Below are 25,835 nucleotides of genomic sequence, written 5' to 3' on the forward strand. Positions count from 1 at the left end.
ATGCCACGGCGCGCACGATCTCGCGCAGACCCCGGCTCAGCCTGCGGGGCGCCCCGCGCCTCCGCCCCTGGCCGCCCATACGCCTGAGCTTATCACCTCGTCGCTTGTGGCGCGGCGACCGCGCGGGCATGAAGCCCGCTCATGCCCCTCCGAGAGCTCCTCCCCATCGTCCTCCTCGGCGCAGGAATCGCGCTCGGCGCGGGGAGCGCGGCCTGCGCCGCGCGACAAGGCTCGACCGGCGCGAGCTCGTCGAGCGCCGCCGCGCAGCCGGCGCGGCCAAGCGCACCGGCGAGCGCCTCCGCAGCGGCGCCGGCGCAACCGGCGGCGAGCGACCCGGCCGCGCCCGGGGGAGCTGCGCCCGAGCCGCCGCCGGCGTCGGCCGAGCAGATCGCGCGGCTCCCGCCGGGCGCCGCGATCTACGCCTCGCTTCGCAACAGCGCCCTCGACGTTGCCGTCCAGTACGTGCCCCAGATCGCCGAGGTCCTGATCGAGGCGAACCGCGCGCTCGGCAGCCAAGATCCGCCGGACGTGACGCTCGCGAGGGCCGGCGTCGATCCGCGAAGGCCGATCCTGGGCGCCGTGGTGCCCGCGTCCGAGAAGAGCGCGCGCGCGGTCGTCGACGCCATGGCCAAGGGGGCTTCGGGCAAAGCTCTCGAGAAGGTCGTCCGCGGGCACGCGGCGGACGTGACGCGGGTGCGGCTCCTCGTTCCCCTCGTGAGCGGGGCGGACCCGCGGCGCGCCCTGGCGACCGTGATCGACGTCCTGACGGGCGGCGCCCCGCTGGACGCGTGCCCGGGGGCAGCGCGCTGCGCCGGATTCGGCGCCCGGGCGCCGCTCGGCGTGGCGCAGGGCGGGATCGCCGCCGTCGCGATCTACGCGGACGGCGCCGACCTCCGGCTCGACGTCGTCATGCCGCTCTTCGGATCCGGCGGCGATCCGGCCGCCCTGAAGGAGCTCGTCGCGTTCGGCGAAGAGGTCGGGGGCCCGGAGGGCCGGTGCTCCAGGTTCGACGCGAGCCCCGTGGTGTCGGTGTGCCTCGATCCCGACCGGATGGGCGAGCTGGGCGCGACGGACGGCTACGGCAAGATCGCGAGGGCGCTCTCCGGAGGCTCCGTCGATCCGAAGGTGATCCCGGGGATCGCCGCCCAGGGCTTCGCCGAGGCCCGGCAGAACCTCTGGCTCGCTGCGCCGGCGCGCAGGCTCGCCAGCGACGGCACCCTCGGGGTCACCGTGCAGGGCAAGCGGGGCCGCTTCGTCGCGTCGTGGGCCCTGACGGACGCCTCGCGCGCCGGCGTCGAGAGGGCGTTCGCCGCCGAGCGATGCGCCGTCGGCGACGCCGCGGTCACGGAGCTCTTGCCGGCGCTCCGCGCGGCGGTCGGCGAGCCGGGGAAGGGCTTCGACGACCCGAAGAGGGTCGTCACCGCGTTCGAGGAGGCAGGCTGGTCTGCCTACCTGATCGCCGCCGCCGGTACATGGGTGAACCTGCTCGGCGTGATCGGGGGCGTGCTCGAGCAGGGCCCCGGGACCGACCCCGACTACCAGGTGTGCGCCCGGTACGATGACGGGCGGCTCGTCCTCGTGTCCGAGATCCGGAGATGACAGCGCGCCTCTCGCCGGGCGCCCAGGCCGCGCCGGCGCGATGGTACAAGAGGAGTACGCACCCGCCATGAGCACCGCCCTCCCCGCTTCCTTCACCGATCTCCCGCTCCTGCGGGGCCGCAATCCCCTCGCCCGCCGCATCGAGACCCGGCATGGCTTCCCCATCCTCCCCGGCCGCTTCCCGGTCGTGGGCCACCTGCCGGCGATGGCCGTCGACGAGCTCGACCTGCTCCGCGAGGGCCAGCGCCGCTTCGGCTCCCTCTTCTTCTGGGCCCCTGGCGTCGATGCATGGCAGCTCATCTACGCGTCGAACGAGGCCTTCTCGCTCTTCAAGAGCAAGGCTGTCGACTCCTCGTACCTGACCGAGCGCGGCGTCGGTCACATCTTCGGTCAGACGCTGATGGCCCACGACGGCGCCTCGCACCGCCGCCTCCGCACCGCGATGAACGGGCCCTTCTCGCCGAAGGGCCTCGACGCCGCGGAGGTCGGCGCGATCGTCGCGACCAGCGTCGAGCGCAAGGTCCGCTCGTGGCTCGGCCGGCGTGACGTCCCGCTGCTGCGCGAGACCCGCGAGCTGGCCCTGGAGGTGATGTTCAAGATCACCGGCGTCGAGGACGACGAGCTCCCCGAGTGGCGCCACCATTACGAGGATCTGATGCTCGTGGTGTTCAGCCTGCCCGACGTGCCGGGCTCGCCGCGACGCCGCGGCCTCCGCGCCCGCGCCTGGCTCGACGAGCGCATCCGCCGGATCCTCGCCGGCGTGCGCGCCCGCGGCGACGCGAAGGGCCTCCTGCCCGCGCTGCTGGAGGCCCGCGACGAGAACGGCGAGCCGCTCTCGGAGGAGGATCTGGTGGGCAACCTCCGCCTGCTCCTCCTCGCCGGCCACGAGACCTCGGCCTCGGTCATGGCCTGGTGCGTCGCCCACCTCGCCGAGAGCCCCGCGGTCTGGCGCGCGCTCCGCGAGGAAGCGTCGAGCGCGCCGGATCTCCCGCGCTCGCCCGCGGATCTTCGCCGCTTCCCCTTCGCCGAGGCCGTGTTCCGCGAGGCGCTCCGCCTCCACCCGCCGGTGGCGCACGACGCCCGCCGCGCCGTCGCCGATTTCGAGATCGAGGGCCGCGCCGTCCCCGCAGGGACCCACGTGGCGATCCCGCTGGTCCTGCTCTCGCGCGATCCCGAGCTCTACCCGGCTCCGGACAGCTACCGCCCCGAGCGCTGGCTCGACCGCAAGGAGGCGCTCTCGCCGCTCGAGATCGCCCAGTTCGGCGGCGGCGCGCACTTCTGCCTCGGCTATCACCTCGCCTGGATGGAAATCGTCCAGTTCCTCGTCGCGCTCGGGCGAATACTCCCGGCCTCGGGCCCCAGGCTCCAGAACGGATTCCCCGCCTCGCGCTACCTCCCGGTGCTCCGCCCCGCGGGGGGCACGCGCGTCCGATTCGATGGCTGAGGCGCCGCGTCCGGCGACACCATGACAAGCAGTCTGTCGCGCGGTTTATGGCGCGATTGTATAGCAGCGCTCATCGGGCCGTTTCGCGCGGGGCGCCGCGGGGCGCGGCTGCGGTGTCTTGCAGCCCGGAGGCTGCGAGCCGTTCCCGTCGGCGTATCCCGCCTCTCTCCCGCTCGACGTCGCCGCGATACTCAGCTGGCAAAGCCCATCTGATTCATCGTCTTGTCGGGCCGCATCTGTTGACCATCAGGAGAGCACTTCGGCGGCGTTCTTCGCCGCAAGGACGTTGTCGATCCAGCGGTCGAGGGTCGCAATGTCCGTGCACGCCTGGATGCGAGCGCTCTCGCTCTCGGTGAGCACGATGTCTGCACGCGCCAGCAGCCGCAGCAGCGTGTCCCTCTTGCCCTCGAGCTTGCCCGCACGCATGCCCTTGAGCTCGCCCTCACGTAGGCCCGCGAGCTTGCTGCGATCCATGAGCTCCCGCACGAACGGAAACCGACGTCGAAGAGCGTCGCGAGCAAGCGGGGAGCAAGCTCCGGGTGCTCGCGGAACGAATTTGCGGTGGCGAACCGTCGCGATCCGTCACTTTCGTCGAGATTTCGGGGGAGCGTGACGACGGATCGCAGCCCCTCGGAAGGCGCAGGCCCAACGTGGGCCCAGCCGGCGAGCCTGGGACGTGTTGAGCTCGCGCCGGCCGACCCGTCACCTCGATCTGCGCTGGTTGACTCGCTCGCCCGCACGCTGAGCCGCGCTGTCGCGCTCGGTGATATAGAGGCCGCCCGGGTGGTTCACGAGGCGATCGGTCGGCTGCTCGGGCTATCGGCGGCATCGAAGGGGCGAGCAAGGTCGCGCCGACAGTAGCAGGCTGCATAGACGAGGCACCGAGGTAGGACAGACGCGGAGAGCCGCGGAGGCCGAGCCACGTCGGCACGGTCCGCTTAGTCCTGGCTCTGCCGGGGCCTGGGTACCGCCGACCCCGACGACGCGCCGCGCTCGCTCAACGACCTCGCGAGGTCCGACAGGCCCTGCGACGCGGCGAAGGCCACCCCAACATCACCGCCGCGGAGAGGCATAACATGCTCTTGATGGGTACGATGGGCTCCGGTCGAGCCGGAGGGCCCAGGCCCATGCGGTTGTGCCTATCTTAGAAGCTCCCGCCGCTCAGCGCGCCCGCCTTCAAGCTTCGTCCGCCTTCCGCATTGCAGCCCGCACCGCTGCCGCCGCCTTCTTGTCTTTCACGATCCTCTCCAGCCACACCCGCCGGATCCGCATCATCGACTCATCCGGCAGGCCCAGCTCGGCCAGTGCCGCCTGGCCCTGCCCCTGCTCGGCCGAGATCACAAGCTGTGCGTACTCGCCCGCTGTGATCGGCCCGCGCTCCTTCTCGAGTGCCGCCACGTAGGCCGCGTCGTACGCTGACAGGAGCTTCTTCTTCCGGCGCGCGATCTCGTCCTGGATCTCGTCAAGCCACTGTTCGTGCAGCGACTGCCAATTTTTCGGCGTGAGCTTCTCCGCTTTGAGGATGGTGTCGCAGTCCGCCGGCCGCTGCGCGAGCTTGGCCGCAATGACTGCGCAACGCTCGATGGGGTAGGCCGCGAGAGGCGGTGCGGGCTCCTCCGGCGCGGGGAGCGGACCAGGCTTTTTCGCCTGGGTGTCAGGCTCGGGCGCCTCCTCTGCCGAGGGCTCCATCGCCCCCATGTCTGGCCTCGCCAGTGGGCCGAGCATGGCAGGAGGGGCGGGCTCCTTTGCCGTCAGGGGCGGAGACCTCGCATCGCGCTCAGGCGCAGGCGGCGCGTGCAGCGCAGGCGACAGCGCTGGAGGGATCGCGACAAGCGGCGGACGCAGCACCTTGTCAGGAGCCTCTGCTGGCTCCGCCCCTCGCGGCGAAGACTCTGCTTGGTGACGTAGCGCAGGCTCAGCTCGCTCGCCCTGCACGAATGGCAACGCGGGTTTCGCGGCGACCAGTGAAGCCGCGCTGGTGGCAGTGGGCGCATCGGCGGGCGGCTGCGCCGCGGCTGCCGGAGTGGGTACCGCGGCTGCTCGTGGCGCGGCCTGAACGAACGCAGCGGCCGCGGCCTCGAGGTGCTGTGCCCGACTCGACGGGGGTACCGCGGCCGCCGGCGGCGCGGACTGCACGAAGGGGGGGACTGCGAGGCGCTGCGCCGGGCTCGACGGGGGAGCAGGTTGGCCCGCGGGCACTGTGGCGAACGGTAGGGCCAGCCGGGAGACGGCGAGATCCTGATTCGCGTCCAACGGCAGGGTGCAGACCTCAGGGTCATCCTCGTTGTGCACGGCACTATCGCCATCGTGCGCCTGGTCGTAGAGCGCTTGGAGCCCGATCTCGCTCATCGCGCCGCCGCCGGCCCGGCCGCTCGCGAGCCCCACTCCAGAACTGCTGGCCACGCCCTCGCTGTCGTTACTTACGAGGGTCGGATAAGGCCCCTCCAGCGCGACCAGGATCTGCCCGGCCTCTTGCGGCTCTCGGAGCGGGACCTGGCCGCGCCAGGTCACCGTGCAGATGCAGCGGTCGGTGTTGATCCAGAGCAGATCGGGCCACATGGCGACGCCCTGCGAGGGCTCGCCGGGGCGGTCGACGTAGGCGCGGGGGTGGAGCCCCGGGAGGCTCGTGACGAGGTGCGGGTGCTCGGGGTGGAGATGCTCGAGGATGAGCCGCTCGTCATTGCGGAGCGCGGTGGTCTGCTGGTCGACCGGCGCGGCGTTGAAGTAGCTGATGTCGAGGTCCGGGGGCAGGGGCTGACGGTGCCAGTCGTTGCCGGGGAACGTGGCCGCGTAGCGCCCCAGCTTCTGCCGGCGGGTGGGCCATCCGGAGGCAACGGGTCCAAATCCCACGGGCTCGATGACGTCGTCCGGCCCGATGACGACAACGCCTGGACGCTGGAGGTTGGGGAGGTTGCGTCGCCCGTGGATGTCGCGAGCATGGGGGGGCATGCCGACGGGGTTGGAGGTGCCGGGGCCGCCGCCCGCATACTCCCAGAGCAGCGGCATCCTGGTGAAACGCGAGCTCTGATCGAGGACGCCGTGCTGCGTGAAGCTGCGAGTTCCGTAGACCTCGATGGCCTTGTCGATGTCATTCACGATCACGCGGGCAGTGAGGGATCGGACTGCCGTGCCGTTGGGCGAGAAGGCGTGGCCAACGAGGACGACGTCCGCCCGGGCGCGGTGGGGGACGAAGTCGGAGGCCGCATAGAGACTCCAGCACGCGTCGTCGCGCCAGTGGCGGTCGGATAGGTGGAGCGGCTCCTGCTCGGCCGCGAGGGCACACACACCGGGGTACAGCTTGAACGTGCTTTTACAGACGAACGTCTGCATCCAGGCGCCTGGATGGGGTTGCCACACGACCAGGCCAACGGGGAGCTGCGAAAGGGAGACGACCTTCACTCCGCCGGCGATACTGCAACCATCAACACGAGGCGTCAATGTGTGGGCGTTCGACCGTCTGAACGGCCGCACTGGCGGAGCCCTGAGCGTACAATGCGCGCGGGCCCCTCTTGCGGACAGGGATGGCTGCCGGATAGCATCGGCTGTCCGCTCTACAAGCGCAGGGTAGACCGGGCTAGGAATGCCCATGGCCGACACGCACCCGAGCATGCGAAACAAGGGAACCGGACTGAGCTCGGGGGTCTACCGAGTCGAGGCGCAGATCGCGTCGGGCGACATGCTCGATGTGCGTCGCTTCCATGTCACCGAGCGGATGTCCTCGCTCTTCGAGGTCCAGATCGTCGCCGTATCGGACAACCCGGATATCGACTTCGAAGCCGTCATCGGCCAGCCCATGACCTTCACCGCGCACGCGAATCAGACCCGCGTCTGGTCCGGACTGTGCAGTCACCTCCAGCAGGTGGCCGTCGAGGAGCGCTACCTCTCCACCTACGAGCTGACCCTGGTCCCGCGGCTCTGGCTCGCCACCCAGCGCCGCAACTACCGCATGTTCCAGCACAAGTCGGAGGTCGACATCGTGCTGCAGCTCCTCGGCGAGTGGGGCATCTCCCCCACGCGGCAGCTTGCCGGCGAGTACAAGAAGCGCAAGTACCGCGTCCAGTACGGCGAGAGCGACTACACCTTCATCAGCCGCATGCTGGAGGACGCCGGGGTGAGCTTCTACTTCGACAACGGCGGAGAGAGCCGGCTCGTCCTCGACGACCGCCCCCAGGCGAACGTCGCCCGCGTGCCCATCACTTACCGCGATCACCCGACCGACGCCGACCGCGAGCACGTCACCAAGGTCGTCGTCGGCCGCCGCCTGCGACCCGGCAAGTACACGGTGCGCGACCACGACCACCGGAGGCCCGCGAACTACAAGCTCCTGGCCACCGCCTCCGGCGCCGGCCCCGTGGAAGATCAGCTGGAGCGCTTCCATTATGTGCCTGGCGCGTTCCTGTTCGAAAGTCAAAAGGGCGAGAGCTCGCCGACAGCCGACGATCAGGGCAAGTACCGCGCGGACGAGTCCGAGGGCGAGGCGCTCGCTCAGCGTCGGCTGGAGGCGAAGCGCGCCTCGGCACGGGAGATCGTGTTCAAGACCAACGTCATCGATCCCGCACCGGGCGCCGTCCTCTCGTTCCTCGAGCACCCGAAGAGCGAGCTCGGTCCCGACAAGAAGCTGCTCGTCCTCGAGTCCCAGCTCTCCGGCGAGGTACCGGCCGAGTGGGAGCACTCCTGCGTCGCCGTGAGCGCCGACGCGCCCTACCGACCGCCGCTGCGCACGCGCAAGCCCCGCGCGCAGGGCGTCGAGAGCGCCACGGTGGTCGGTCCGCCCGGCGAGGAGATCCACGTCGACGAGTTCGGCCGCGTGCGCGCCCACTTCCACTGGGACCGCGAGAGCAAGATGAACAACGACTCGTCGTGCTGGATCCACGTCAGCCAGCCCTGGGGCGGCGCCGGCTTCGGCGGGACCAACCTGCCGCGCATCGGACAGGAGGTCATCGTGGACTTCCTCGGCGGCGATCCCGACCGGCCCATCATCGTCGGCCGCGTGTACACCAACCTCCAGAAGACGCCCTACTCGCTGCCCATGAACAAGACGCAGAGCGGCTGGAAGAGCAACTCGAGCCCGTCCACGTACGGCTACAACGAGATCATGTTCGAGGACAAGGCCGGTAGCGAGCTCGTCAGGATGCAAGCCGAGAAGGACCTCCACAAGCTGGTCAAGAACGATCAGGAGACGACGATCGGCCGCGACCGGACGACGGGGATCGGCCACAACGAGGACGTCACGGTCGGCAACAACGCCACGAAGAGCGTGCTGAATAGCCTGCGCGAAGCGGTGGGGATGATCCGCGCCCGCGCCGTGGGTGTCGACGAGGTAGTGCAGATTGGCCGGAATCAGACCATCGACGTCGGGGAGAAGATCGAAATCACGTGCGGCAAATCGAAGTTCGTGATGGACAAGGACGGCAACATCACGCTCAAGGGCGTTAGGATCCTGGTCGATGGGAGCGAGCATGTCCAGGTCTTCGGCGATCCGATCGATCTCAACTAGCCCTGAATGCGGTCGCAGAAAGCGGTTCGAGCCCGGAGCTTCACGCCGAGCCACATCCCGCGGCGTCCCGTCCGGTGTCGTCCTTCTTGGTGTCCATGCAGGGACCAAGATCGAGTTCGTCATCGATCCTACCTGAGCAGTGCCATGCTGGCCGTGAATCGAACCGCCTTTGCTGCGACGCACCTCATCGACGGCACCCGCGTCGCCGTCCACCGCCGCTAGCCATGTTGGCCGCCAACGCGACCCCCTTCGCCGCGCTAGGGTTCGAGCAGAAGCACCGTGACGGCGCAGCCATGGCCGTCGTCGCGGCAAGGGGCACGCTTCTACTCTCGCCCGAAGGCCGGCTGTCGATCGCCCCCGATCAATCCTTGATCCTCGCCGACGAGTACGAGGGTGATCCGCATGCGACACCGATGCTCCGGGTCGGCCTGCTCATCCCTTTCAAGCCCGCGGCCGACGTCACCCTCCTCGCTGATGGCCACGCCCCCGGGGGCGTGGCCGCGCACGTCTGGCAGGTGGGCGCGCGCGTCGGGGAATACACGCGCTTCCTGAGGGCGTATGCGCCGCGCGCGTTCGAGCCGGACGCCGGCGGGTTTCGGCTTTCCACGGGAGAGCCGGCGGCCCGCGCGTCCATCGACTACCGATCGGCCGCCGGCGGCATCGTCATCGGCGATCCCGAGGGCAACGTCGACGCGCGCAACCCCATCGGCCGGGGCGTCCTCGATCGCCGCCACACGCCGGCCGATCGCGCCTACCCCGCGCCCACCATCGACAGCGAAGCCGAGCCTGTGGGCGACCCGGCGGCGCGGCCAGAACCGCAGGGCTTCGGGCCCGTGCCGCCCTGGTGGCAGTTTCGCAGCCGCTTCGCCGGCACCTACGACGACGCCTGGCTGGCGACTCGCCACCCTCAGCTCCCCGCCGATTTCGACTATCGCTTCTACCAGACCGCGCACCCCGGCCTGGTCTTGCCCGGCCATCTCCGCGGCGACGAGCGCGTCGAGCTCCAGGGCCTCACGCCGGGGGGCGGCGCGCTCGCGTTCACGCTGCCCGGCCACTCGCTCTGGGCCTGGTTCAAGTGGGAGCGGGGGCGCCGCGTCCCGGTGCGCCTCCACCTCGATGGCATGCACATCGATGTCCGCGGCGAGCCGCCTTGGTCTGTCCAGCTCACCTGGCGCGCCTGGGTGGCCATGTCGCAGGGCTTCGATCGTATCGATCTCGCTGCCGCGAGCCTCGAAGAGGCCGCGGCGCTGCCGTGGTGTGACGAGCGAGGGCTCGTGAGCCCGGGGAGCGACGCATGAGCATCCCGCGCGAGGGCAGCCGCGACATAGGCGAAGGCATCATCGTCTCGACCTGCCCGGATGTCTGCAAGACGCCGGTCGGCCCGGCGCTCGTCCCCATCCCTTATTCGATCTACGCAAGGCAGAACCAGGCGGCCGTGGACACCGCGACCACCGTGCTGCAGACCGGCGATCGGTCGCACAACATGGGATCGAAGGTGACGACGTGCCAGGGTGATGAGCCGGGCAGCGGGCTCGGGGTCAAATCGGGCACGGTGGGCAGCGTCTGCGAGCCCAAGACCTACTCGCCCACCGTGCGCATCGAGGGCAGAAACGCGATCCGCCACGACGACGCCTGGTGGATGAACGACCGCAACACCGAGGGGAAGCTCATCTTCGTGCGGGACACGCGGGTGATGAGCGCCAGCGACCGCCCGGTCCAGGTCGCCTTTCTCGACACGACGGGGGCGTACACGGGCACGGGCACGGCCACGACGCCGGGGAGCGCGCCCGCCGCGGGGCCCATGGGGGCGGCCGCCAGGCTCAACGCGCTGCTCGGCCTCGGTGCGCTGGGAGCAGGCCTCGGGGAGATGGCCGGTCAGTATTACATCGGCAATGAAGGCATGTTCGCCCGGAGCATCGATCAGCACCTTTATGGCCAGATGAGCGCCGACCAGCGGAGTGCCGCCTATGGATCGAGCGGCTGGTACTGGAACCAGGTAGATAGCACCAACAATCAGCTCTCGCTCAAGGCGGGCACCCTCGTCGACTTCCGCCAGATGACGCCCGAGCAGCTCGAGCAGCTCGTGAGGCAGCCGTGGCCCTCGGCCGAGAAGATCCGGCAGAACGCCGAGCGCCTGCGGGCGCAGCGCGCGCGACAGGAGGAAAATGCGCGGCTCGCCGCCGCAGCGGGCAACGTGCGCGTGACGCGCGAGCGAGACCCGCCTTGCAACGTCGGCCCATACAGGACTATCCGCGGCACGTGCGAACCCGGCTACCAGGCGCACCACATCGTGCCCGACTACACCCTTCGTTATGGCACGAGGGCCGAGGGCGAGGCGGGGATGAAGCGCATCCCCAACTTCCCGTCATTCGGCGACGGGCCCGCCATCTGCCTCCAGGGCAACGCCGGCGACGACGGCTCGGAGCACTGGGAGGCGCACGGCGTGGACGCGAGCATCGCCCAGCTGGGCGTGAACGGCACGCCGCCGGGGACGACCGCCATCGGCAGCATCATCGACCTCTCGGAGAATCAGGTCGTCAACCTCCGCCGGGAGTGCGAGGCGCAGATCCGCGCCGCGGTGCAGGCGGGCTTCGCCGGGGTTGACCGCGCGCAGCTCGGCCGCACCACCATCATGCCGACCGTGGCCGGGAGCCCGCAGTACGAGGCGCTCAGCACCGGCATGCGCCCGGGCGGTCGCTACTGAGGTCGAGGGAGACATCACCATGACGACGCCGCTCACCTTCACCCGCGCCAAGGCCGCTGCCGCGGACTTCCTCTGTGTCGCCGGCGTGCCAGACGGCCAGGAGCCCTTCACGCCGTTCACCCGGCTCTGCCGTTACGATGCCGGCGATCCGGGGCCGGTGAAGTGGTTCTACGACGACCTCCAGGTCGCGGTCACCTCGATCGCCCGCTTCACCCCCGCGCCCGGCGCGCCGACCTCGTTCTGCGTGCTCTCCGCCGAGGGAGACGTCGTGCTCGTGCGGCCACCGTTCCCGCGCGAGAAGATCCCCGGCGCCGGCATCACCTCGCCCGACGCCGAGCGCTGGGGGCGCCTCGCGCGCCTCCGCCCTGTCGGCGACCACCTCTACGCCTGCGGCGACGGGGGGCAGGTCTATCGCCGTGTCGGCGGAGACTTCGGCGCCGGCCGCTGGGAGCACCTCGATCGCTCGCTCTTGCAAGATCCCGAGGAGCGGGCCCGGGCGCTCCTGCGCGCGCCGAGCTCGCCGGCCGCGGAGCACAAGGTCTTTTACTGCGTCGACGGTCCACGCGAGGACGAGATCTACGTCACCGGGACGCGCGGCACGATCCTCGTCTGGGACGGCGCCACGTTCACCGCTCTCCCGCCCGTCACGGCCGCGGCGCTGGTGAGCATCTTCGTCGAGGACGAGAAGCGCATCTGGATCTGCGGGCGCGAAGGCACGCTCCTCCGCGGCAACCGGCGCGAAGGCTTCCGCGCGGTCGCGGTCTCGGGCCGGCGCCAGATGTTCACGTCGATCACCAGGCACGACGGCCGGATCTACCTGGCAAGCGGCGCCAATCCGCGCGGCCTCTTCACCTACGAGCGCGGCAGCCTCCGGCGAGTCTCGACCGGGCTCGTGCCCGAGATCGAGGACGCGCACACGGTCGACAGCGTCGGCGGCGCGCTCTGGGTCGTCGGCTCGAAGGACATCGTGCGCCTCGAGGGCAGCCGCTGGGAGCGGATCGACCACGTCGACAACGCTCCCATCCGTTGACACTTGACGGTCATCGTCATCGGATGATGTGCGCGTGGTTAGCGTGGGATGCCCCTCGAGTGGTGCGAGGTGAGGATGCGAATCGTCTTGTCGCGCCTACACGCATGACACCGCCCAGGCCCGGCGTGGAGGCAATCACCTCGGATCCGTACCCTGCGGCCGACGTCATCGAGCCGCCGCATCCGCACGCGCACGCGCTCGGGCTGGCCCTGGCGATCGCGGTCGTGACCCTGCGCCGATGACCGCCACCCGGTGCCCTTCCTCAAACACCGACGTCGCTGTGAAGGCGACCGCGACGAGGGGCTCACCGCTGCCTCCGCCACCGGTGCCGCCCGGGCTGCGGCCGTGCCGTGGTGCCGCGGAGGGCTGGTGCCGCGGAGGGCCAGAGCCGCCGTGTGGTGCACGGAGCTCGGCGGGCGCGACGGCGCGCTGCTCGCCGCCCGGCATGCCCTCTACCAGCGGGCCCGCCGCAGGACGCCCTGGCGCTGGACCGGCCAGACTCGCAACTGGACACCGATCGGCGCCGTGATCCTCAACCCCCACGCTCACGAGGCTCAAGCACTCATGAGGATGTGACCAGATCAACGGCCAACTATCTTGACACCCCCCGGATCGTGCTCGGCCTGCCGCTGCTGGAGCAGGCTGCCGCGCGCGAGGGCAGCGCGCTCCGTGACGTCCGACTCGCGATCAACCACCTGTGCAGGGGCGAAGCGCGCGCCCGTGCCTCCGGGGAAACCACCTTCGCCGAGTTCGCTGAGCGGGTTCTTTCTGGAAAGCTTGCCGAGCAGTATCCGGACCATGTGAAGGCGATTCGGACAGCCGATAAATATGAGCAGAGGCTGGGCCACGTGCTCGACGTGCTAGGCCCCGTTCCCCTCGTGCGCTTCACACTCGACCATGCCGACCACGCGATGTCACGGCTGCCGGCGCACCTGGAGCCCGGATCGCGCCGGAATATTGCGATCGTCATCCATCGGCTATTGGCACTGGCTGCCTCGACGCCGGAGAGGTCCTCGCGGAACGAATCTGCGGGGGCGAACGGTCGCGATCCGTCGCTTTATCCGGGATTTTGGGGGCACCAAACCGCCGATCGCACCAGTTCGGAAAGCATGGACCCAACCTGGGCCCGACCGCCGACGCTTGAGCTTGGCGAGCTCGCGCCAGCCGACTCGTCGGCTCGGGTCGCCGTGGTCGCCTTGCTCGCCGAGGCGCTCACCCGCGCTGTCGCCCTCGGGGATGGGGTGGCGGCCCGGGTTGTCCACGAGGCGATGGGCCGCCTGCTCGGCGAGCCACCAGCACCGGGGAGGCGAGCAAGCTCGCGCCGGTAATCGAGCCCGACGCCGATGGCACGCTGCGCCCGACAACTCCTCGGCGCCCGCCGGCCCGGCTGAACGCAGGAGGGCTCCAAGCGCCCGCCCGTACCGCCGACAAAGCCGCCACCGACCACGATCGAGCCCGGGGGAGATCCCCCTGATCGGACGCTCACTGCCAGGGGATGCGGCTGGAACTTGTCACGTCGAACCGGCGGGGGTCCTCCCCCGGGGTGATCCCGCAGGGCGAGGAGGCACGGGCCACCCGGCCGTTTGCTGGGATTCGCCCTGGTAACCGGCAGCATTCGCGCAGAGCACCGTGAGGTCTACCTCGATAGGAGACGCGTAAGGATTCAGTTTCAGGCGGGCGCGGAACTCCGACAGTTCGCCCGAGCCCATGAGGATCTTGACGTTCACCGTACCCTTGCCGTCCGGAGCGACCCGATGCTGGAGGATCTTGGTTTCCGCCGCCTTGTTCTGCGCCAGCCCCGCACGACGCCAGCACGCTCGCGCAGACAGGATCCGGAACGGTTTTTCCCCGTGGTTCTCCACCTCGAAACCAACCACCGGCATCTCGTCCTCCGGCGAGAATCCGGAGCCATGTTGGAGGAGGAATGGGACGACCGCAGTTTCAGCGCGAAATCGTGCGCGAGCCAGCTCGTCGGAGCCGGCGGCAAGGGCCTGCCGATTGCTGCTCATGGATCCATGAGCCTGCGCGCCGGGACCGATCGCCAGCGCCGGAATGGTCACGCCCGTGAGATTGGTCACGAAGACCGGACCGCCGGTTTGTGTCCCCGGCTCGCTCGCAAGCCCATGCGTCGCTTCGCCGTCGCCAAGGCGATACGAGCCGAGAGCTGCCACTTCCCGCACCAGCTCCGCCAGCACCCTGTCTCGAGCGTCGCCATGGTAAGAGGCGATGGCCTCTCCGCTCTCCGGTCGCAGACTCAGCTCCGAGAGCCAGTCGTGGCCTTGCCAGAAGCACGACCGGAGCAGAATGGGGATTACCTGGAGCTTGCCCTCGCGACGCCGCTCCAGGAGGCGCGGTACCTCGACCTCTTGCAGAGCATCGGAGGCGAAGAAGTCAGGCGACAGGAGCAGCAGGACAACGTCGGCCTGCTCTATGGCTTGCTCGATCTCGCAACGGATGCCCGCTCCGGCCTGAATCCGGCCCTCACTCCAGACGTCCAGGCCCGCGATGCGACGCAGCGGCTGGAGGTGCCCAAGCAGCGCGTCAGCCAAGGCGACGTCGTCAACAGCGGAGCTGTGGCGAATCAAAAGCCGCAGTTTGGGGGCAGCATTGGGCATGGGGTAGCTGGTATGATCGCGCGGGCCCGAGCAGCGAGCAACCGCACCGAGAAGTTTTCCGTCTCTTGGTAGGTGTCCCTGCTCCTGCCGACCACCTCACCTGTCGGACGGTCGAAACGAAGCAAGCACCCGCCGAGCGATCGGGTCGAAATACGCGTCGTGCTCCATGGGATATGAGAAGGAGACCCCGGACATGACGCCGTTGCGCAGTGTTTCCTTGTTATGCGCGTAGGTATCTCCTTGGCGAATCTTCACGGAGAACGATTCGGAATCGACGGATTCGGTCACCAAAGCATTGCCGCTCGCTGTGATACTAGCCCTGAATTCTCGAAAGCGAGACCAAACAGTCGCAGACTCGTCCCATTGAAACATTCCAGCACCAGTCATCTCGACGACCTTGTGAAAGACGAAGCTACGACCGTCGCCATTGGCCGGGCCTGGCTGCGGAACCAGGAACGTGGGGACGTCCACCGAGAAGCCGAAGCGACTGTTGTAGTATCGCTTGTACTCGACCTCGGACAGGAGCCCGGGGGGCGGATCGTCGACATGCTGCGTCCCCGGGAAGAGCGGAGGATATACAGGCTCATCGGCCGGATGCTCGTTTTCCTCTCGCGTCGCGACCATGGCCACTCCACCTGCGCGGGACATTGCGGCCGACAGAGCTCGAAGCAGAATTTCAGCGTGTCGATGCCTTCGCCACGGATCCCAGTCGAGCGCACGAAGGAGCTCCGTCTTTACCGGATCGGCAACGTATAGGCCATCAAACGCGGCTTCGGGGTTGCGCAGGACGTCCATGGGAAGATCCTTCCCGTACAGACCGAAAAGCGCCGTCATGGCGATGCTGTAGACGTCGCTCGCGACGCTCGCCGCCATCGAGCCGTCGAGTACCTCGGGCGCGGTGTAGACGATCGTTCCTATTGCCGCAGTCCGCGTTCCGCCCGTTGTGTCAGGCGCACCGACGAGATCGAAGTCAGTGAGTTTCGGCACTCCATGCTCGTCGAGGACGATGTTGGCCGGCTTGATGTCCCGGTGGATGATTTGCCGCGAGTGCGCGAGGGCCACCGCCTCGCAGACCTGAATGATTAACGGAAGCACGTCGATCTGCCTGATTCGCGATTCGATGACGGCGCATCGGAGATCGCCCCCCGGCAAGTGATCCATGACGAAATAGTGCCATCCGCCATCCTCGCCGTAGGGATCGATGACGCGCACCACGGCCTCGTGCACCAGTTCCTGCATGATCCGCGCGCCGCGCTGGAAGCGGCTGAGGCGAACTCGGTCGCCGGCCAGGTTGCTGTGCAGCACCTTGATGGCGACCTCGTCGTCTCGGTTCTTGTCGTGAGCACGCCACACCGTAGCGAAGCCGCCCCGGCCGATCTCGTCGAGCAGCAGGTAGCGACCATCGCCGAGCACGTCCCCCGGTTTGAGCTGCCCTCCCTCCCGGAGGCGGCGCTTGAGATCGAGGATCTCCTGCGTCACGCGCGCGAACTCCGCTCCGTGCTGCTGGAGTCGGAGCTTCCTGGCCTGAGCAGCCGCCAGCTTTTCGCTAAGGAGCCGTGTCTCAGCGTCGGGGTAGCTCGGTGTGAGCTTAGAGGCGGGAGCCGTGCCGGCAGCCGCGGCGAAGATCACCGTCCCCGCCTGGACCGTCACGCCCTGGATCTCCATGACGCCATGGGCCTGCGATTCGTGCCCTATCGCCGCTGCAGCCAACATGGAGTGCTCGATCCTCGTCTCGAATCGGGCGGCATTGGGCACCTGCGCTTCCTGGTGCGCTGGAGGAGCGTCTTGGTCGTTGTCCGTGGGATTGGGCACAGCTCGGGAGTATCGCCCAGGGCCCGGCGATGCGCAAGCGACAGCCGCTCTCATAGGATCTCTTGGAGAGACCCCGTGGTTCATCTGCGGCGCTCGACGGCCCCTACGAACGAGGTAGGAGGTTCTCTCTCGCCCTGGTCGGGCTACGCGCAGGGACCTCAGCAAGTGCGGTTCAATTACCTAACCGAAATGAGTGAGTCGATGTAGGTGTAGCCGGGTTCCGAAGACACCGCGCGGGAATCCGCGGTGACTCGACTCCCTCCGCCTTTCAGTATAACGATGCGACGAGCCGCAGGCGCGAACCCCGCACCGCCCGCGAGGCGGAGCAGAGATGGGCCGGAGGACCGCCTCGGGCGACCGTTGGATTGATCGCTGAGTTTAGCGATTCCTTCAGCCTTATCCGAGTCTCGGCACGTTTGAACGAAGCCTCCTTAACATCTGCACGCGAGTGGCGTCACTCGCGTGGTGAAATGCCCGGTGGCAGTTCGGACAGAGCGCCACCGCATTCTTGATATCATCATAACCGCCTGCAGCGAGCATGTTGACGTGGTGAACTTCGAGATACGGCGAACCGTCTTCCCGACGGAACGGCGCCGGATTCTTGCAGCACTCGCAAACCCCGCCTGCTGAACGCTCCACGAATTCAATCACGCCTGGATGCCGAGCGAAGCGCAGCATCGAGATCGGGTGCTTTGCTGGTGGTGCCGTTGCCCTTGGAGGGGGTGGTAGCGGCCTACCTTCTTTCAGGGCTGTGGTCGCAAGTCGAAGTTCCTCAGGATCGGCAGTTGGGATTGCTATGGCGCCTCGTAACCTCTGTCGATCCGAGAATTCCGGGTGATCGAGGAGAAATTTCCGCACTCCACGAAGACGCTCAACATACCATGGCAACATGTCATGCAGAGCCTTGGCGCCTCTGCTTGGAGCTGTTGCTTGGACATAGTGCCTATAGTCAACAACCGTCTCATGCTCTCGCACTTCCCCAGCGCCGAGACAAGCTTGCAGCTCGGTCTGATGGCGTCGGAGGAAGAGATGAGCAGCACCGCCGAGCTTCCTCTTTGGGATATAGATTCCGGCCGCACACCTCCTGTCCGTGGGAACTACCCAGGCAAGGTACCTGCACCACGGCAGCGAGCTACTAAGCCGCAGGGTCTCACTGCGCTCCCAGTCATGAGGGCTCGGTCGATTTGGAAGGTCGCTTCCTCGGAGTAACTTCAGCAGAGCCTCCCACAGTTCAGTCCGAAGGTCAAAGGCACTCTGCTTCGAAGAGGTTGGCACGGTGACCTCCTGTAGAAATAACTCGCCTAACGTCTACGGCCTCACCCGCGAGGCGCGGTGCCGAGCGCAGCGAGGCTCCGCGCACCGCGGGAGCAGGTCGTCGTTCGGCGGAAATGCCATTCTATACGGCGATCGCAGACCACTGGTTCGCATAGCGGATAGCGGATCCCCTGAAATCCCCGAATGAGTGGGCTTCCGGTGCGGAGCGGACCGGGTTTCACGTAGATGAGAACCCGTGCGTCAATCGGAATTTGAGGATAGGTTCCGGCCGGTACATTACCGGAAGCAGGTTGAATGCGGTCGAGGTCGAAACCCATAATTCGACCCCCATGCAGCGCCGCAACCTGTTGGAAGGGGCGCCGCGGAACCACCGGAAACGGCAGGTAGCATACCGGGTCAACACCCAGTTGGTCGACCCACGCAGCCTCCTCATACCATTGAATCGTTCTAACGAGGTACGTCATGCTGCTTTAGGTCCTAATGCCCAGCCCCGCACCGGCAGGGACCAGGACCACAGTATGCGGTTGCGGCGTCTCTGCCAGCACCCGCATAGTCGATGCGGTTTCCCTCTTCGCTGAGGAAGACATTGCAGCCCCTTGGACTGCTCCAAATCCAGAAGTTGCCGTCAAATGGCGAGTCGTGGGTGTGGGAGCATTTGCCGTCCCCACCATGACCGATCGTAAAATCCCCTTTGCTCCCCATCTGCGTCAAGTTGGACTGCCACCGTTGCAGAAGGGTCCGCGCCTTGTGTCTACAATTCGGATCAGTGAGATTCACAGAGATCGAAACCGTTGCCATCGGTTCAAGTCTCCTCGGGGGGGGTGAATGTCAGTGTGAGTATGCCAGCAGAAGGCGCGGGAGACCGTGGCCGGACGGCCGGGCGCTCTCACGCGTCGCCCGCCGAACGACTGGGCTTGTGCCGCGAGCGGGTCCGCGTAGCGCACTCGCTCGTCGGATCGGAACCAAGCCTGAGTTGGGCGGCCGTCTACGCCCAGTCCTCCCTGCACGAGGCCCGGGATGCAAGCGGGCGTGCGCTCGCTTCCCGCCAGCCAGTTTCTGGACGCCACGGCGCGTATATGCTCAACGGTGCACGCTCCTCGCCTGCAAGCCCCTTCGCGTTGCCTACCTACCTTCTTCAGCGCCCTTGGAGCCAAGAGCGGGGAATGAGGTAATCCGTATCGTCCGGGTGCCAATTCTCGATGACATCTACCGTTGGAATTCCCCCGAGCGTCGACTCGTCTGCGTGCTCGGTGACGATGATCTGGACACAATAATGTGTACGCCGCAGCCCCTCTTCCAGCGTCTCGAAGATACGGCGCGTTGCCCGTACTTCGTGAGACTCCGCGCCAAAACGCCGGCGGCTGGGATCGAAACCCGCCGGGAAGTACACCTGGCTGGGCTGATCGATGACGAGGAAACTCGGCACGGGGCTCCACGTCTGGTTCAGGAAGTACTCGTGAAGCGCGAGCGCGACCGCGATGTGATACCCCATCCAGTTCTCGCCGCTGCCGATCTCCCATAGAAAGTCCTCCCGCCGGCGCTGGACGTCGCGAAACACGAGCGCCAAGTCCTTGATCCTGATCTCAGCGTCCTCGTTCGCTCGCTCAAGCTGCATCTGGCCCGCGTAGTGTCTGATCTTCTCCGTCACGCGTCCAATGGCGATACGGAGACGTCGCTCACGCCCCGGCACGTCGAGAGTGCTCCGCAGCTCCGCAAGACGACGACGCAGCCTCTCCAGCTCAACACTCTGGTCGCTATCTGGTTCCACCAAGCCGATATTGCGAACGGCCTCCTCGAGCCGCCCTACGAATCGATACACCTCTTCGAGAGCTTGCCCGTTGTCTTCCTTCGGCGCCTCGAGTTCGCGACGCGCGGCCCGAAGGGCTCGGAGCTCCTCCTCCGCGTCGCGCAGCTCTTTCTGAAGTCCGACGCGCTCCGAATCGAGCAGACTCGGCACCGTGCCAGCAACACGAAGACGCTCTTGCAGATCCGCCGTCGCCCTCTGCAGACTCACCAGCTCCTCGCCGGCCGAGTTCTGCTCGGTGCCACAGAGCGGACATTTCCTCCGTGCAAGCCGCTCCGAGAACCAGCCGACGCCGGCGACGCGACCGGATTGCCGCGCGCCTTCGGATGCGAACTGCGAGAAGCCGTCACGTAAGCTGTTGATCTGCTGCAGGCGTCGCCTCAGGTCGCCGATCTTGGACGCCACCTGACGCTCCCGGGCGCGCACGTCATTAAGGCGCGCGACCGCCTCCTCGGTCCTGCCGGGCTGGAGAGGGGGGAGCACTCGCCGAACTTCGTCTGGAATACGGGCCAAGGTTCGCACGTAGTCATCGGGGGATGTGGGCTGCGCCCAGTGATCCGGGACGAGTGAAAGCTCGCGTGCTCTCGCGTAGAGCCCGGCCGCTTCCGCCCTCCAAATATCGACTGCCCGATTGCGACGCGCCATGTCTGCTTCGAGCCGGCGCAGTCGTCGCTCCACGTCGGTCATCTCGTGCTCGGCCGAGAGATGATCGGGCTCGACCGCGCCGAGCACGAGTGGAAAGATTGTGCGGAGCTTCTCCCGGTGTTCCTGAGTATCCGCCTTGAAGAACAGCGTGTATGGATTCGCGACGATGTGCTGCGGCAGAAAGTTGAAGGCTGCCATGTCTCGAAAGCTCGGTCGAGCTTGGAAGCCGCTCGGCACGGTTTTATCTGTGTCGAAGGGGAGCCGTGGAAGACCAGCGAGCGTGTCCATGCGCAACTTGAATGCCTCGCGGTTGCTGTTTTTCTCGAGGGTCCGAGGTAGCTCGATCTTCGCACGCTCCTGAACGTGGTAATTGCTGCTCTCGATCCGGTCGCCCGGCTCTTCGCGCGCCACGAGCATTTCGATCGACCCGAGATCGAGGAGGACACCGTACCAGGCGACGCTCGTCCGAATGGGGCCGACCGGAATCGCACACTTCCCGCTGCCGAGGCAGTAGTCGATAATAGCCGTGATTGACGACTTCCCGGTACGGCTCCGACCGGTGATCAAGTTGATTCGCCTCGGCTCGAACGAGATGACCCGCGGTTCGAGGCTGTCGTCCTTCGGCCATAGGACAATCTTGCGAATAAAGCAATGCATCAGAATCTCACCCCGAGTCGCAGGCAGATGCTCACGACGTCCTCAGCTGCAAACCACCAGCCCAGGCGCTTCGCCGCGCCGAGGATCGTGGCGACATCGTCCTGGCCGGATTGGAGTTCGGGCGGGAGCGTCTTCCGCTTCGGCGTAACGCGCGGCCACGGCGTGGCGTGGTCCCATTCGAGCAACGAGCTCGACACGGCGACGTTGAGCGCCTGAAGGCTGCGCGTAGCGAGCGCCTCCAGGCGTCGCTGGAGCCCAGCGATGAGTTCTGGATTATCGTGAAGCGCCTTCAAGAGGCCACTATCCGCTCTCATGCGATGGATCGTCGTCGCGGTTCGACGATGGTATACCATGGGCAGGACGATTATGCAGGTCGGTAGCTCCGGCCCTTCCCGTCCTTCTGCCCGATCCATGTAACCCCGCGCGAAGCTCCAGAGCGCAGTCGCACCCAGCGCCGCATTCTGAACGAGATCGTGCTCGAGGGTCGTGCTCATGACTGCGGACCATCAGGATGCCAATGAACCCGCCCCACGTCGGCGCGAGTGTGATACCCTCCCGCGGTGAAGTACCGGTGCTCGGTAGCTTCGCCCGCAAATCGTGCTCGGTATTCGCTCTCGACGGTCTCGCCGTAGATGTCACGCCCGACTGCTTCGGCGATCTTGTTCTGCCGGTTCCGGCGGTGGCGGCGGAGAATGATTTTCCACCGTTCGTCCAGCTCGTCGAAGAAGCTCGTCCAATCGTCCGGAACCACGTCGCCTTCCGCGCTCAGGCGCATTTGCTCGGTACTGAATCGAAGCAAATCTTCGATCGCCTGCTCGACATCCTCCGTGTCGGCGTCGATCTCCAACAACCGCTCGACGAAAGCTCTCGCGCGATGGCCGTCCCGATCCGCCTGACTGACGGCGATGAGGCTCGCGGCGCGCTCTCGTCTGCGACTCCGGCGAAGCGAGTCGAGAATCGCATGAAGCTGCCGATCGAATGCGGTTCGGTCGATCCAGCCTGCCCGTCGCTGCCGCCAGAGATCCATAAGTGTGTCGTGCATCCAGCCGAGGAGCGCGTGCACGATCCGATCGCTGTTGGAGTCAGGAGGAAGATGAAGGAGCGACACGGTCTTGGCGCGGAGTTGCGCGACGCCGGCCGCGCGGTCTTCCAAGCGCACTCGTCGAATGACGGACGTGATCGCTTCGTCATCGAATGCAGCTACCCTTCGCACCAGGTCGGCAATGTCGTCACGTGGATCCGATGCGATCACGCGAAGCGCCTTAACGCACTCGTTGATCTCTGCTTCCGTCTTCTCCGAGGCTCCGATTCGAGCGGCGAGGGCGCTGCGGGGGACATCGCGCGTGGTGACGAGCCAGAGTTGCGCGCGCTTGTGGAACGGTGTTCCGGTTTGAGCAGCTTCGAGCCAGATGAGGAGCGAGTTCCATAGGCCCTTACTTCGATCTTGGAATGGATGGCCTGACGTTTGGAACGAGAGCTTGTCCTGTTCGCTGATGCCACCGCCGTCTGCTTGTCGGACGACCACATCGTCGTCCGTTTCCACGCCGACAAGGTCCTCTGCCGAGGCTTCCGCGAGGCGGAAAAGAGCTCGCTCCAACTGGAAGTACATTCCTCCGGAGGGCCCAGGTGCCGAGTGGGTGGAGGTCATGACTCAGTACAATACTCGGCCGCAAGGACGTGAGGAACACGATGATCTACACCCATATCATCGATCGCGGCCCGCTCGGCGTCATCAGCACCCTCGACCGCTGACCGCGGCTCCTGTACAAAGCGCCGGATATCCTTTCCACCCCCGCATGTCCCGCCCCGGTTCATCGTGGGTAGGTAGCGTAGCCGACGGTTGACCATCCTTGTCAAGCAGCCGGGGGCCCGATCACGCCGACTGCACGCACGTGTGGCGGCGTTCCTACCCGGCCGAAGGAACGGGGTGGTAACCCGGATTCACGCTGGGACATCCTGCCATCTAGACCTACATGTAGAGCGGTGGGGCACGGAGCGCCTGATAATGCGCCTTCTCGGGCGTCAGCTCCGCAGGGTAGCCGAGCCCACTGTTTGAGGCGCTTCCACCTGGAGGAGATGATCCGCGACGCCGTCCACCCGACCGAGCTCACGTTGCCAGCGAATCGACGCGGCCGTCTGCCTGGTTGAGTACGCAGGCGGGGGGCGGCTGCGGAGATCAAGACGCACGCCGGGCGCCCCACGGGAGGGGCTGCAGCCAACAGATGGACGCACGCGAGCTCGGGATCGCGCCGGCGTCGCGCTGCTTGGTGCCGGAGTAGACAGCGGCCGCGGGGTCGAGGTGGACGCCGGTGCGCACGGAGCCGTCGTCGGCGTCGAGGTTCACCTGGATGACTCCGCGCACGAAGTCGGCACGGCGCGGGTCGGCCAGCTGGCGCCCGTTCTGCGCGGCGTACATGGCGGCTGAGCAGACAGCAAGGCCGCGTTCCTCGGTCCGGAGCGGCCGGAGGTGCGAGGGGCCGCCGCCGGCGCGCTACATGGCGCTCGGGCAGACAGGCCGCAGGATCGAGGTCCGCGCCGCTCCGCGCGCGGGGGTCGAGGTGGACACCGGCGCGTTCGGGGCCGTCGATGTCCGTGTGCTCAAGCGCGTCGGGCCAGGCCGTCGCTCGTTGCGAGCGCGGGCGCCCAAGCCGCGCGTGGTCGCGGCACGGCAGAATCGTGAGGCACACGGCCCGCCCTTGTCGCGCGGGCGACGTTGATCGAAGGCCCGCGGCTGCGCAGCGGCGTGGTCGAGCTCTTGATCCGTCAGTTCTCCCGCTCCGCTCGCCGGCGTACCGTGCGGTGTGATCGAGGTGATGGCGCTCCTGGGCGATCTGCAACGCATGCGCGAGGTGATCGGCTTAGGCGCGGCTCAGCAGCTCGACGACCCCGAGAGGCCGCCGGGGCAACAGCGGCGACGCCCTCGAGCAGCGGAGCGGCCTGCGGGATCGTCCGGGCTGCGGGGCCCGCGGAGCCTAGGCGGGCCATCCGTAGCCGGTCTCATAGCTGCCCGCCGATGGGGCCACGACGTGTGACGCTCGCGCCGACACGGACGCGCGAGCGACGTCCTGCAGCTCCAGGCGCGTGAGCGCTAGCGCGTCGTCGCCGCCGACCGCGCAGGCCACCGTCAGGCGCCGCGCTCGCGGGCGGCGTGGCCGCACGAGCGACGTCGTGCCACGCCACGCGCGTGGCCGTCACAGCGCGCGGCCACCGCTGGCTGCGCGCGGCGCCGCGCCGGGTCGGCTTGCAGCCGACACGCGCAGCCCGGGGCGCGTCGTCGGTAGCGCGCTCTCGCGGCGGCGTGGACAGGCAGCTGGCGCCAGCAGGCCGACACGCGCCGGAGCCGCGCAGGTCGCTGCGCGCTGGCGCACGCTCTGGACGGTACGACCCCTGGCCCGTGTAGTGTTCTCGTCTAGATTCCGTTTGACGCCGATCCTGTGATCAGAAGAATGGGCCGCGTCGCCACGTTGCTCGCGTGTTTCGGACGACCGGCAGGGAGACGATGAGGACGACAGACCGGCAGATCTCATCGTCGGCAGTGTTCGCTCTCCTGCTCAGTGTCGTTCCGACGCAGGCCGACGCCTCTGAGCTGAGTGCCGGAATTAGCTTCGGGGGGATCCAGGCTGGCACCGTGACGCACCTCGCCGTGAGTCCGCACGCGGGAATATCGTGGCGCATCAACGGCAACATCCTATTAAATGTTCACGATCTGTTCAGCGTCATGCCTCCAATTCAGATAGGCGGGGCCGGTGTCTACAATAGCACCATCGCCGCTCTCGGATATGGGTGGAAGAATGGCGATTTTAGTGCGGGCCCATCCGTTGCGATCTACTTCATGCCGGCTTGCGGAAGTACATTGTGTGGGCACGTTGCCGGGATGGCGGTAGGCGCGCATGCGCAAACCAACGCGTACGTTGCAGGGCCGCTCGGCGTCTCGGTGAGCGCCAATGTGGATTGGATCGGCGGGAGCAGCCTTGTACTCCCAGGCTACGTGTCCGTGCTTGTCGTCGTCGGCCCTGTGCTTCGATGGAGCATAAGATGAACGCAAAAAGAACTCTGCTGATCATTGTGGGCATTACCATCTGCATGCTAACGGCATGCAACTGGACGGTAGGAGACTGCTATCCCCGCGAGGAGTGGGTGAAGGGCGAAGGTGCAGGTGGACCAGTCGGGCCGCCCGTTCCTGTCTTCACCTCCGTCGCGTCGGGGGACTTCGGGGCGGAGCCGCCGAGCGGACCGGAGTACGGCAGCGAGCGCAAGATCCAGTGCAACAAAACGGACGACGAAGACGAGGACGAGGAGGAAAGCCCGAGCGACAGTTCGGAGAGGCCGACAGCTAGCCCGACGAGCCCGCCAGATCCCTGCCAGCAGAGCGGCGCTCCGACCATGGGGTGCACAGGCAAAATACCGATCGACCCGCGAGCCTTCAATTTTGTTACGATCGTCGCCTACGATGGAACCGTGAGCGGTTGGCAGGAGGCAAAGGCAGATCTATATTTCGGTCACAATTTGGAGGGTGACGCAGCGTGTTCGGTCATCGTAGGAATGCCCATTCGAAGCGAGCGTTGGGGGTTGACATCACCAGAGACGGCGGCAATATACGCCGCCAATGTAGCGAACGCATGCGCGGATTTTCTGTATGAGAATGGAGGCCGGGATCTTCCGCAAGGTATATTCTGCGAAAGGCATAAGAGCTGCATGAGGGAGCGTTTCCCCAAGATGTATGAAGAGCTTGGTGCCAGGGTTAAGTGACTCC

18 protein-coding genes are annotated in these 25,835 nt (G+C 67.2%); 9 read left to right on the forward strand and 9 right to left on the reverse strand.

Annotated features, from left to right (window positions below; genetic code table 11):
- The first annotated feature begins 141 nt into the window (after positions 1-141).
- Together WMF29_RS29910 and WMF29_RS29915 are read left to right on the forward strand one after the other, a co-directional pair.
- Positions 142-1,599 carry a hypothetical protein gene (locus tag WMF29_RS29910; RefSeq protein ID WP_437323551.1) on the forward strand — a complete coding sequence of 486 codons (1,458 nt, stop codon included), beginning with the start codon at positions 142-144 and terminating at the stop codon, positions 1,597-1,599.
- A 67-nt stretch (positions 1,600-1,666) separates the two neighbouring features.
- A complete protein-coding gene (locus WMF29_RS29915) occupies positions 1,667-3,043 on the forward strand; it encodes a cytochrome P450 (protein WP_437323552.1) in 1,377 nt (458 codons plus the stop codon).
- A gap of 246 nt (positions 3,044-3,289) precedes the next feature.
- Here the strand turns inward: WMF29_RS29915 and WMF29_RS29920 are convergent, their stop codons facing one another.
- Both WMF29_RS29920 and WMF29_RS29925 read right to left on the reverse strand, forming a co-directional pair.
- Positions 3,290-3,517, reverse strand: a complete 228-nt coding sequence (locus WMF29_RS29920) for a hypothetical protein (protein WP_437323553.1) — start codon at positions 3,515-3,517, stop codon at positions 3,290-3,292.
- A 702-nt stretch (positions 3,518-4,219) separates the two neighbouring features.
- Entirely contained in the window at positions 4,220-6,373 is a 2,154-nt protein-coding gene (locus WMF29_RS29925) for a DUF2169 family type VI secretion system accessory protein (protein ID WP_437323554.1), read from the reverse strand.
- 256 nt (positions 6,374-6,629) lie between these two features.
- Between WMF29_RS29925 and WMF29_RS29930 the strand changes: the two genes are divergently transcribed.
- The 6 genes from WMF29_RS29930 (at position 6,630) to WMF29_RS29955 (ending at position 13,602) form a co-directional block, all read left to right on the forward strand.
- The gene (locus tag WMF29_RS29930) at positions 6,630-8,540 is read left to right on the forward strand and encodes a type VI secretion system Vgr family protein (protein ID WP_437323555.1); all 1,911 of its coding nucleotides are present in this window, start codon (positions 6,630-6,632) and stop codon (positions 8,538-8,540) included.
- Positions 8,541-8,764: 224 nt separating this feature from the next.
- A complete protein-coding gene (locus WMF29_RS29935) occupies positions 8,765-9,838 on the forward strand; it encodes a DUF2169 family type VI secretion system accessory protein (RefSeq protein ID WP_437323556.1) in 1,074 nt (357 codons plus the stop codon).
- Positions 9,835-11,244: a DUF4150 domain-containing protein gene (locus WMF29_RS29940; protein WP_437323557.1), complete on the forward strand. Its 1,410-nt coding sequence runs from the start codon at positions 9,835-9,837 to the stop codon at positions 11,242-11,244. Before WMF29_RS29935 ends, WMF29_RS29940 begins: the two co-directional genes overlap by 4 nt.
- 19 nt (positions 11,245-11,263) lie before the next feature.
- Positions 11,264-12,274, forward strand: coding sequence for a hypothetical protein (locus tag WMF29_RS29945; protein ID WP_437323558.1), 1,011 nt, complete (start codon positions 11,264-11,266; stop codon positions 12,272-12,274).
- A 104-nt stretch (positions 12,275-12,378) separates the two neighbouring features.
- Complete coding sequence (locus WMF29_RS29950; RefSeq protein ID WP_272104033.1) at positions 12,379-12,516, forward strand: hypothetical protein; 138 nt, start codon at positions 12,379-12,381, stop codon at positions 12,514-12,516.
- Between the two features lie 330 nt (positions 12,517-12,846).
- Positions 12,847-13,602 (forward strand): hypothetical protein, encoded by a 756-nt coding sequence (locus WMF29_RS29955; RefSeq protein WP_437323559.1) that lies wholly within the window; start codon positions 12,847-12,849, stop codon positions 13,600-13,602.
- 183 nt (positions 13,603-13,785) lie between these two features.
- Here WMF29_RS29955 and WMF29_RS29960 read toward each other — a convergent pair whose 3' ends face one another.
- From WMF29_RS29960 to WMF29_RS29990, 7 genes are all read right to left on the reverse strand, one after another.
- On the reverse strand, positions 13,786-14,889 hold the full coding sequence (locus WMF29_RS29960) for a toll/interleukin-1 receptor domain-containing protein (RefSeq protein WP_437323560.1): 1,104 nt from the start codon (positions 14,887-14,889) through the stop codon (positions 13,786-13,788).
- Between the two features lie 96 nt (positions 14,890-14,985).
- Positions 14,986-16,701 (reverse strand): serine/threonine-protein kinase, encoded by a 1,716-nt coding sequence (locus tag WMF29_RS29965; RefSeq protein ID WP_437323561.1) that lies wholly within the window; start codon positions 16,699-16,701, stop codon positions 14,986-14,988.
- Positions 16,702-17,097: 396 nt separating this feature from the next.
- The gene (locus tag WMF29_RS29970) at positions 17,098-17,592 is read right to left on the reverse strand and encodes an HNH endonuclease (protein ID WP_437331180.1); all 495 of its coding nucleotides are present in this window, start codon (positions 17,590-17,592) and stop codon (positions 17,098-17,100) included.
- A 1,519-nt stretch (positions 17,593-19,111) separates the two neighbouring features.
- Positions 19,112-21,082: a DUF3732 domain-containing protein gene (locus WMF29_RS29975; RefSeq protein ID WP_437323562.1), complete on the reverse strand. Its 1,971-nt coding sequence runs from the start codon at positions 21,080-21,082 to the stop codon at positions 19,112-19,114.
- A complete protein-coding gene (locus tag WMF29_RS29980) occupies positions 21,082-21,576 on the reverse strand; it encodes a three component ABC system middle component (protein ID WP_437323563.1) in 495 nt (164 codons plus the stop codon). Before WMF29_RS29980 ends, WMF29_RS29975 begins: the two co-directional genes overlap by 1 nt.
- Positions 21,573-22,691, reverse strand: a complete 1,119-nt coding sequence (locus WMF29_RS29985; RefSeq protein WP_437323564.1) for an ABC-three component system protein — start codon at positions 22,689-22,691, stop codon at positions 21,573-21,575. The genes WMF29_RS29980 and WMF29_RS29985 overlap by 4 nt, the downstream gene beginning before the upstream one ends.
- Before the next feature lie 567 nt (positions 22,692-23,258).
- Positions 23,259-23,498 carry a hypothetical protein gene (locus WMF29_RS29990; RefSeq protein WP_437323565.1) on the reverse strand — a complete coding sequence of 80 codons (240 nt, stop codon included), beginning with the start codon at positions 23,496-23,498 and terminating at the stop codon, positions 23,259-23,261.
- A 1,619-nt stretch (positions 23,499-25,117) separates the two neighbouring features.
- On the opposite strand from WMF29_RS29990, the gene WMF29_RS29995 reads away from it, so the two are divergent.
- Entirely contained in the window at positions 25,118-25,831 is a 714-nt protein-coding gene (locus tag WMF29_RS29995) for a hypothetical protein (RefSeq protein WP_437323566.1), read from the forward strand.
- The last annotated feature ends 4 nt before the right edge of the window (positions 25,832-25,835 follow it).

It is taken from the genome of Sorangium sp. So ce381 (assembly GCF_051473845.1).
GTDB classification, from domain to species: domain Bacteria; phylum Myxococcota_A; class Polyangia; order Polyangiales; family Polyangiaceae; genus Sorangium; species Sorangium atrum.

What these genes read in the sequence shown, in the direction of transcription:
- WMF29_RS29985 (WP_437323564.1), bottom strand. Translation starts at nt 22,691, where the DNA reads ATGTACTTCCAGTTGGAGCGAGCTCTTTTCCGCCTCGCGGAAGCCTCG.
- WMF29_RS29935 (WP_437323556.1), top strand. Translation starts at nt 8,765, where the DNA reads ATGTTGGCCGCCAACGCGACCCCCTTCGCCGCGCTAGGGTTCGAGCAG.
- WMF29_RS29920 (WP_437323553.1), bottom strand. Translation starts at nt 3,517, where the DNA reads ATGGATCGCAGCAAGCTCGCGGGCCTACGTGAGGGCGAGCTCAAGGGC.
- WMF29_RS29975 (WP_437323562.1), bottom strand. Translation starts at nt 21,082, where the DNA reads ATGCATTGCTTTATTCGCAAGATTGTCCTATGGCCGAAGGACGACAGC.
- WMF29_RS29960 (WP_437323560.1), bottom strand. Translation starts at nt 14,889, where the DNA reads ATGCCCAATGCTGCCCCCAAACTGCGGCTTTTGATTCGCCACAGCTCC.
- WMF29_RS29980 (WP_437323563.1), bottom strand. Translation starts at nt 21,576, where the DNA reads ATGAGCACGACCCTCGAGCACGATCTCGTTCAGAATGCGGCGCTGGGT.
- WMF29_RS29910 (WP_437323551.1), top strand. Translation starts at nt 142, where the DNA reads ATGCCCCTCCGAGAGCTCCTCCCCATCGTCCTCCTCGGCGCAGGAATC.
- WMF29_RS29915 (WP_437323552.1), top strand. Translation starts at nt 1,667, where the DNA reads ATGAGCACCGCCCTCCCCGCTTCCTTCACCGATCTCCCGCTCCTGCGG.
- WMF29_RS29990 (WP_437323565.1), bottom strand. Translation starts at nt 23,498, where the DNA reads ATGTACGCCGCGCAGAACGGGCGCCAGCTGGCCGACCCGCGCCGTGCC.
- WMF29_RS29925 (WP_437323554.1), bottom strand. Translation starts at nt 6,373, where the DNA reads ATGCAGACGTTCGTCTGTAAAAGCACGTTCAAGCTGTACCCCGGTGTG.
- WMF29_RS29930 (WP_437323555.1), top strand. Translation starts at nt 6,630, where the DNA reads ATGGCCGACACGCACCCGAGCATGCGAAACAAGGGAACCGGACTGAGC.
- WMF29_RS29995 (WP_437323566.1), top strand. Translation starts at nt 25,118, where the DNA reads ATGAACGCAAAAAGAACTCTGCTGATCATTGTGGGCATTACCATCTGC.
- WMF29_RS29945 (WP_437323558.1), top strand. Translation starts at nt 11,264, where the DNA reads ATGACGACGCCGCTCACCTTCACCCGCGCCAAGGCCGCTGCCGCGGAC.
- WMF29_RS29950 (WP_272104033.1), top strand. Translation starts at nt 12,379, where the DNA reads ATGACACCGCCCAGGCCCGGCGTGGAGGCAATCACCTCGGATCCGTAC.
- WMF29_RS29940 (WP_437323557.1), top strand. Translation starts at nt 9,835, where the DNA reads ATGAGCATCCCGCGCGAGGGCAGCCGCGACATAGGCGAAGGCATCATC.
- WMF29_RS29970 (WP_437331180.1), bottom strand. Translation starts at nt 17,592, where the DNA reads ATGTTGCCATGGTATGTTGAGCGTCTTCGTGGAGTGCGGAAATTTCTC.